The sequence below is a fragment of the Brevundimonas sp. genome (assembly GCF_013823285.1).
Taxonomy (GTDB): Bacteria; Pseudomonadota; Alphaproteobacteria; order Caulobacterales; family Caulobacteraceae; genus Brevundimonas.
Genome location: NZ_PNLV01000018.1, coordinates 26917 through 34142, shown reverse-complemented (window position 1 = coordinate 34142; position 7226 = coordinate 26917). Strand labels below are relative to the sequence as shown.

Sequence of the window (7226 nt, the reverse complement as noted above, 5' to 3'; positions counted from 1 at the left end):
GGCGCCGCGGCGGTCAGGGCCATGGTGATCAGACCGCCCATGGAGGTGCCCAGGAACACCGCCCGCGCGATCCCCGCCTGATCCATGAGGGCCAGCACGTCCCTGGCGTAGACCGGGGGCTGATAGGTCATGGGATCGGCGGCGCGGTCCGACCGGCCCCGCCCGCGCACGTCCAGCGCCAGTACCCGGCGGCCCGTTGCGGCGATCAGCGGGGCGATGGTCCCGAAATCGGCGCTGTTGCGGGTCAGGCCGTGGATGACGATCACCGGCAGGCGCGCCGGCCCCTCGGCGCCCGCATAGTCGCGGGCGTAGAGGCTCAGCTCATCGGAGGTCCAGCGGCGGTCGGTGAAGATCATGGGGTGCTCCCTGTTCGGGGTCGGACCCTAATTCATCGACAGCGGAATTAAAGGCCCGGATTGCAGGTCTGTGGACAGGGCCCCGACCTGCTGGGCGCGTGACCGGGGCATGACCAGCACGCCGCTGGGGGTGGAGACCACCACCACATCGGTCATGCCGATGACCGCCACCGGGGCCCCGCCACCGCTCCAGACCAGACAGCCGGAGGACTCCACCGCCGTGGCCGACCCCTGCAGGTGATTGTCCGCCGGGTCGCGGCCCGCGGCTGACCACAGGGCGCTCCAGCAGCCCACGTCGCGCCAGCCCACGTCGCAGGTCCTCATGGCCAGCCGGTCGCTGTGCTCGATCACCGCCCGGTCCAGCGAGAGCGACGGGCCGGGCGCGGCGGCCAGGGCGATGCGCGCGCCGCGTCTTTCGGCGCCCGACCAGGCGGCTTCGGCGCGGGCGGCGACCGTCGGGGCATGGCGGCCGATCTGGTCCTGAAAGGCGGCCGGGCGGCCCAGAAACAGGCCCATGTTCCAGCCCCAGCCGCCTTCTGCGATCAGGGCGGTTGCGGTCTCCAGCGGGGGTTTCTCGATGAACCGCTCGATATGGTGGAGGGCGCCGGACAGGGGCCGGCCCCGCCGCATGTAGCCGTAGCCGGTCTCGGGAGACTCCGGACGGGCCGAGAACAGGACGATCTCGTCGCCCGCATCCTCGGCGGCAGCCATGACGGCGGCGCGAAAGCCCTGATCATCCTTGATGTGGTGGTCGGCGGGCGCGATCAGGACGGTGGCGTCCGGCGCGATCTCTGTGGCCGCCCGGACGGCGCAGGCGGTGGCCAGGGCGGTGCCGCCGGGCTCCACCTCCACCAGCACCCTGGCCGGGCGCACCCCGATGGCGCGCAGCTGGGCCCGCACCAGATCCTCGTGGGCGGCGGCACAGACGATGATCGGGGCCAGGAACGGCGCGGCGGGCGAGGGCCGCAACCGGCGGACAGTGGCCTGCAGCAGGGTTTCGTCGCCTGCGAGGGAGTGGAAGGGCTTGGGCCGCTCGGCGGTGGACAGGGGCCACAGGCGCGAGCCGGACCCGCCGCACAGGATCACCGGCAGGACGTCCTGATCCATCCTTCAGCCCTCCCCAAAGCTTCCGGCGGCACCCTAGAGAAAAAGGTTAACGCGTAGCAAGCCGCAACCGGAGTTGAGCGGGCGGGCGTGGCGCGGCGGGCTCTGGCTTGTTAGGACGCGGCCAGAGTTTTCAGCCGAGGCCAGAGCCATGCCCCAGTCCGTTCCCCAGACCCTCAAGGCCGGCGTCGCCGGCGCCGGCGTCATGGGCCGCAACCACGCCCGCGTCCTGGCCGAGCTCCGCGACGTTGACCTGACCACCATCCTCGACCCCGACGCCGTGACGGGCCAGGGCGTGGCCGACCTGTATGGCGCCGAGGCCGTGACCACCGCCGAGGCCTTTGTGGACGCCGGGCTGGACTGCGCGGTGGTGGCGACGCCCAACCGCTTCCACGCCGACCTGGGCGTGGCTCTGCTGGAAAAGGGCGTCCACGTGCTGGTGGAGAAGCCCATCGCGCCCACGATCAGGGACGCCCAGCGCATGATCGACGCCGCCAAGGCCAATGACCGCGTGTTGATGGTGGGCCATGTGGAGCGCTTCAATCCGGCGGTGGAGACAGTGCGCCGGGCCATCGCCGACGAAGACGTCATCTCCATCCAGGTGACGCGGGTCGGGCCCTTCCCGCCGCGCATGGGCGAGGTGGGCGTGGTCATCGACCTGGCGGTGCACGACATCGACATCATCCGCCACCTGACAGGCTCGGAGATCACCGAGGTCCAGCCGCAGCTGGCGCGCACCCGGGCCGAGCGCGAGGACACCGCCCTGCTGCAATTCCGGCTTGAGAACGGGGTCATCGCCCACATCACCACCAACTGGCTGACCCCCTACAAGACCCGCACCCTGCAGGTGGCCACGCGAGGCAAGTTCGTGGTGGCGGACCTGATCACCCGTCAGGTGACCGAGTATTTCGGCCAGCAGGCCGACGGCTCCTACTCCACCCGCATGCTGAACAGCTGGCCCGCCGAACCCCTGAAGATGGAGCTGGAGGCGTTCGTGCACGCCATCCGCACCGGGGAGCCCCCCGCCGTCACCGGTCAGGACGGGCTGAAGAATCTGGAAGTGGCGCTGCGGTGTCTGGGGGAATGAAGCTTCGGACAGCGGTTCTGGAGAACCGTTTTGTCCGGCTTGAGCCCTTCGAGGACCACCACAAGGAGCCGCTGCGCACGGCCTGCGACGCAGACCCGGAGCTGTGGCCGACGTTCTACTACACCTCGCTGGGTGGTGACCGGTTTGACGCCGGCTGGGAGACCTTGCGGGCGCAGCAGGCGGCAGGATCGCGCATCCCGTTCGCCGTGGTCCATGGCGGAGAGGTCGTCGGTCTCAGCACCTTCATGGACATTCGGCCCGGGGACGGGGCGGTGGAGATCGGCACGACCTACTATCGACCGTCGGCGCGGGGCGGGGTCGTCAACCCGGCGGCCAAGCGCCTGCTGCTGGATCATGCCTTCGCCTGCGGCGTCGGCCGGGTCGCCTTCCAGGTCGATGCGATCAACAGCCGGAGCCGCGCCGCCATGACCAAACTCGGGGCGGTGGAGGAAGGGATTCTGAGAAACCACCTGGTCACCTGGACGGGCCGGGTCCGCAGCTCCGTGATCTACTCGATCCTCGCCGACGAATGGCCGGCGGTGCGGGCGGGTCTGGATGCGCGGCTGGAGTCGTTCAGGGCGGCAGACTAACCCACCACCTGCATGCCCAGCCATTCGGCGATGAGGGCGGGCTTGTCGGCGCCTTCGATGTCGACGGCGACCTCGTGTTTCAGCAGCCAGCGGCCGCCGCCCTTGTCCTCGGCGGACATCAGCTTGAACCGGGCGCGGACCCGAGCGCCGGACGGCACGGGGGCGAGGAAGCGGACCTTGTCGAATCCATAGTTGACGCCCATCACCACGCCCTCCAGCGGGGCGACGCCGTCGAAGGACATGCGCGACAGCAGCGACAGGGTCAGGAAGCCGTGGGCGATGGTTCCGCCGAAGGGCGTGGCTTTCGCCCTCTCCGGGTCCACATGGATGAACTGGCGGTCCTCGGTGATGTCGGCGAAGGCGTCGATGCGGGCCTGATCAACGGTGATCCAGTCCGAGACGCCCACCTCGGTTCCGATGAGACCGGACAGGGCGGACGGGGCGATGGGCGTCATGGCGTATCTCCGGGAAAACGGTTCTCGATAATGGCGGAATAGAGCGCCGGGTCCACATTGCCGCCGGTCAGCATGACCACGGTGGTGCGGTCCCGGGCCGCAATCCTGTCCGCCAGCAGGGCCGCCAAAGACACCGCGCCGCCGGGCTCCACCACCAGTTTCAGCCAGCGGAAGGCGAAACGCATGGCCTCGGCCACCTCGGCGTCGGTGACGGTCAGGGCGTCCTGCACCCGGCGCTGATTGATGGGGAAGGTCAGTTCGCCCGGCATGGGCGCCATGAGGGCGTCGCAGATGGAGGGGGTCGCCTCGCCGTAGGTGGCGCGGGCGCCCTGGGCCAGGGAGCGGCCGTGGTCGTCGAAGCCGGCGGGCTCCACCACCACGACGCGGGTCTCCGGGCTCCGGGCCTCCATGACAAGGTTGATTCCCGCCAGAAGGCCGCCGCCCGATGCGCCGCACAACAGTTGATTCAGCGGTCCCGCGCCCATGGCCCCGGCCTGATCGAGAATCTCCAGCGCCGTGGTCCCCTGCCCCTCGATGACGAAGGGGTCGTCGAAGGGCGGCACCAGCACCGCGCCCCGCTCCCGGGCGATCTCGGCGCCGATGGCCTCGCGGCTTTCGGTCCAGCGGTCGTAGAGGCGTACCTCCCCGCCGAAGGCCCGAACGCCCTCCACCTTCACGGCGGGAGAATCGGACGGCATGACGATCAGGGCGCGGGTTCCGACCGCGCGCGCGGCCGCCGCGACCCCCTGGGCGTGGTTGCCCGAGGAATATGCCACGACGCCCCGGGCTTTCTCCTCGTCGGTCAGCCGGCTGATGCGGTTACAGGCGCCGCGGAACTTGAAGCTGCCCGCCACCTGCAGGGTTTCGGCCTTCAGCAGCACGCGCCCTCCGACCCGGTCGTTGAGGGCGGGATGCTCGATCAGGGGCGTGCGCACGGCGGCGGGAGCGATCTGGCGGGCGGCGTCGAGGACGCCTTCGTATGAGGGAGCGGAATCGGCCATGAACCTCACTTAGCGTAACGCGCGGATCATCGCTAAGATGGCTTCCATGAGCGGACTGATCCTCGCCATCGACCAGGGCACCACCTCCACCCGCGCCATCGCTTTTGAGGGGGCGGTGGAGGACGCGGTGCGCCCCCTGGCCGTCAGCCAGATCGAGCTGGCGCAACATTTCCCGCAGTCCGGCTGGGTCGAGCACGACGCCGCGGAGATCTGGCGCGCCACCCTGCAGACCTGCCGCGAGGTGATCCGCAAGGCGGGCGGCGCGGCCCGGTTCTCGGCCATCGGCATCACCAACCAGCGCGAAACCGCCGTGCTGTGGGACCGCAAGACCGGCGAGCCGCTGCACCGGGCCGTGGTCTGGCAGGACCGTCGCACCGCCGACGTGGCCGCGGAGCTGCGCGAGGGGGGTCATGAGGCCATGGTCCAGGCGGCCACGGGACTGGTGCTGGATCCCTATTTCTCGGCGACCAAATTCGCCTGGCTGCTGGATGCGGTTCCCGGCGCCCGCGACCGGGCTGAGGCAGGCGAGCTGTGCCTGGGCACCATCGACGCCTGGCTGATCTGGAACCTGACCGGCGGGCGCAGCTTCGTCACCGACGCCTCCAACGCCTCGCGCACCTTGCTGATGGACCTGAAGACGGTGCAGTGGCGCGATGACCTGTGCGACCTGTTCCGGGTTCCGGCCGCCGCCCTGCCCGAGATCCGCGGCTGCGCCGAGGTGCTGGGCGAAAGCGAGCCCAGCCTGTTCGGCCACGCCCTGCCCATCGCCGGATGCGCGGGCGACCAGCAGGCGGCGCTGGTGGGCCACGGGGCGCTGGAGGCGGGCGAGGCCAAGATCACCTACGGCACCGGGGCCTTTCTGGTGGTCAATACGGGCGACGCGCCGGTGGCCTCCACCAATCGACTGTTGACGACCCTGGGCTACCGGGTCGGCGGCCGCACTGCCTATGCGCTGGAGGGCGCGATCTTTTCGGCCGGGTCGACGATCCAGTGGCTGCGGGATCAGATGGGCCTGATCGGGGCGTCACGGGACTCCGAAGGGGTGGCGCAGTCCCTGAGCGACAACGGCGGGGTCTATCTGGTCCCCGGCTTCACGGGGCTGGGCGCGCCGTGGTGGAACGCCGAGGCGCGCGGGGCCATCACCGGCCTGTCGCGGGGGACCGGTCCGGCCCATGTGGTGCGGGCGGGGCTGGAGTCCCTGGCCTATCAGACCCGGGATCTGCTGGATGCGCTCGCCGCCGACGGTTCGCCGCGCCCGGCGGTGCTGAAAGTGGACGGCGGGGTCACCGCCAACGCCTTCGCCATGCAGTTCGTCGCCGACATCTGCGAGGTGACGGTGGAGCGTCCCGCCTTTCAGGAGATGACCGCCCTGGGCGCCGCGCGGCTGGCGGCGCTGGGCTGCGGCCTGACCGCCGACCTGCCCCGGGCCTCGGGCGAAGCGCCGGCCTGCTGGACGCCCCGCATGAAGCCGGATGAACGCGACCGCCTCCTGACCGGCTGGAACAAGGCGGTCCGCGCCGCCATCGCCGCCGCCTGATCCCAAGCAAAGAAGAAACCATGGAAACGCCCGACCCCCAGGCCGCCTTCGCCGGCACCCGCCCCGTCGATCCCCGCCACGCCTTCGACACAGCCGCGCTGGAGCGCTGGATGGCGAACCACGTGGCGGACTACGCCGGGCCGCTGACCGTCAACCAGTTCAAGGGCGGGCAGTCGAACCCCACCTATGAGCTGGTCACCCCGGGCCGCACCTATGTCCTGCGCCGCAAGCCGCCGGGCAATTTGCTGCCGTCTGCCCATGCGGTGGACCGGGAGTTCCGGGTCATCTCGGCCCTGGCCAAGCAAGGCTTTCCCGTCGCCCGGCCTTACGCCCTGTGCGAGGACGCGGAGGTCATCGGCTCCATGTTCTATGTGATGGACAAGGTGGAGGGCCGCGTCCTGTGGGACCTGAAGCTGCCGGGCATGGCGCCCGATCAGCGGCGGGCGATCTATGAGGCCCAGACGGACGCCCTGGCCCGGCTGCACGCCATTGATCCCGAGGCGGCGGGCCTGGGCGACTACGGCCGGCCCGGCAACTATTTCGCGCGGCAGGTGGGGCGGTGGTCCAAACAGTATGCGGCGTCGGAGACCGAGACCATTCCAGCCATGGACCGGCTGATGGCCTTCCTGCCCGACAGCTTGCCGCCGGAGAGCCCCGCGCGGATCGTCCACGGCGACTGGCGGCTGGACAACATGATTCTGGCGCCCGACCGGCCCGAGGTTCTGGCGGTGCTGGACTGGGAGCTGTCGACCCTGGGCGATCCCATGGCGGACCTGTCCTACTACCTGATCGGCTGGGTCATTCCCGCCAGCCAGCGCAACGGCGTTGGCGGGGCGGACCTGAAGGCGCTGGGCATTCCCACGGTGGAGGAGACGGTGGACCGGTACGCCGACGCCACCGGCATGCGGCCGGACAACCTGGACTGGCTGATGGCCTACAACCTGTTCCGGCTGGCCGCCATCTGCCAGGGGATCGCCGGGCGGGTGCGCGACGGGACCGCCTCCAGCCCCCAGGCGGTGGCCACCGCGGCGCAGGTTCACCCCCTGTCGGAGGCCGCCTGGGGCTTTGCGCAAAAGGCCGGAGCCTGAGTCTTTCT

8 protein-coding genes are annotated in these 7226 nt (G+C 70.5%); 4 read left to right on the top strand and 4 right to left on the bottom strand.

Going from position 1 to position 7226, the window contains the following annotated elements; translation table 11 throughout:
* Together C0461_RS04485 and C0461_RS04480 are read right to left on the bottom strand one after the other, a co-directional pair.
* Positions 1-356 (bottom strand): alpha/beta fold hydrolase (locus tag C0461_RS04485; RefSeq protein ID WP_292104326.1); only part of this gene is annotated, 356 nt, incomplete at its 3' end.
* A gap of 27 nt (positions 357-383) precedes the next feature.
* Positions 384-1463, bottom strand: coding sequence for a sugar phosphate nucleotidyltransferase (locus C0461_RS04480; protein ID WP_292104325.1), 1080 nt, complete (start codon positions 1461-1463; stop codon positions 384-386).
* A 148-nt stretch (positions 1464-1611) separates the two neighbouring features.
* Here C0461_RS04480 and C0461_RS04475 point away from each other — a divergent pair, with 148 nt between their 5' ends.
* Positions 1612-2547 (top strand): Gfo/Idh/MocA family oxidoreductase, encoded by a 936-nt coding sequence (locus C0461_RS04475; RefSeq protein WP_292104323.1) that lies wholly within the window; start codon positions 1612-1614, stop codon positions 2545-2547.
* On the top strand, positions 2544-3137 hold the full coding sequence (locus tag C0461_RS04470; RefSeq protein WP_292104321.1) for a GNAT family protein: 594 nt from the start codon (positions 2544-2546) through the stop codon (positions 3135-3137). The genes C0461_RS04475 and C0461_RS04470 overlap by 4 nt, the downstream gene beginning before the upstream one ends.
* Here C0461_RS04470 and C0461_RS04465 read toward each other — a convergent pair.
* Both C0461_RS04465 and C0461_RS04460 read right to left on the bottom strand, forming a co-directional pair.
* Entirely contained in the window at positions 3134-3592 is a 459-nt protein-coding gene (locus C0461_RS04465; RefSeq protein ID WP_292104319.1) for a MaoC family dehydratase, read from the bottom strand. The two genes, C0461_RS04470 and C0461_RS04465, sit on opposite strands and share 4 nt — an antisense overlap.
* Positions 3589-4593, bottom strand: a complete 1005-nt coding sequence (locus tag C0461_RS04460; RefSeq protein ID WP_292104318.1) for a threonine/serine dehydratase — start codon at positions 4591-4593, stop codon at positions 3589-3591. Before C0461_RS04460 ends, C0461_RS04465 begins: the two co-directional genes overlap by 4 nt.
* A 46-nt stretch (positions 4594-4639) precedes the next feature.
* Between C0461_RS04460 and glpK the strand changes: the two genes are divergently transcribed.
* A complete protein-coding gene (glpK, locus tag C0461_RS04455) occupies positions 4640-6130 on the top strand; it encodes a glycerol kinase GlpK (RefSeq protein WP_292104317.1) in 1491 nt (496 codons plus the stop codon).
* A gap of 20 nt (positions 6131-6150) precedes the next feature.
* Positions 6151-7218 carry a phosphotransferase family protein gene (locus tag C0461_RS04450; RefSeq protein ID WP_292104315.1) on the top strand — a complete coding sequence of 356 codons (1068 nt, stop codon included), beginning with the start codon at positions 6151-6153 and terminating at the stop codon, positions 7216-7218.
* Positions 7219-7226: the final 8 nt, after the last annotated feature.

What these genes read in the sequence shown, in the direction of transcription:
- C0461_RS04480 (WP_292104325.1), bottom strand. Translation starts at nt 1,463, where the DNA reads ATGGATCAGGACGTCCTGCCGGTGATCCTGTGCGGCGGGTCCGGCTCG.
- C0461_RS04460 (WP_292104318.1), bottom strand. Translation starts at nt 4,593, where the DNA reads ATGGCCGATTCCGCTCCCTCATACGAAGGCGTCCTCGACGCCGCCCGC.
- C0461_RS04450 (WP_292104315.1), top strand. Translation starts at nt 6,151, where the DNA reads ATGGAAACGCCCGACCCCCAGGCCGCCTTCGCCGGCACCCGCCCCGTC.
- glpK (WP_292104317.1), top strand. Translation starts at nt 4,640, where the DNA reads ATGAGCGGACTGATCCTCGCCATCGACCAGGGCACCACCTCCACCCGC.
- C0461_RS04465 (WP_292104319.1), bottom strand. Translation starts at nt 3,592, where the DNA reads ATGACGCCCATCGCCCCGTCCGCCCTGTCCGGTCTCATCGGAACCGAG.
- C0461_RS04470 (WP_292104321.1), top strand. Translation starts at nt 2,544, where the DNA reads ATGAAGCTTCGGACAGCGGTTCTGGAGAACCGTTTTGTCCGGCTTGAG.
- C0461_RS04475 (WP_292104323.1), top strand. Translation starts at nt 1,612, where the DNA reads ATGCCCCAGTCCGTTCCCCAGACCCTCAAGGCCGGCGTCGCCGGCGCC.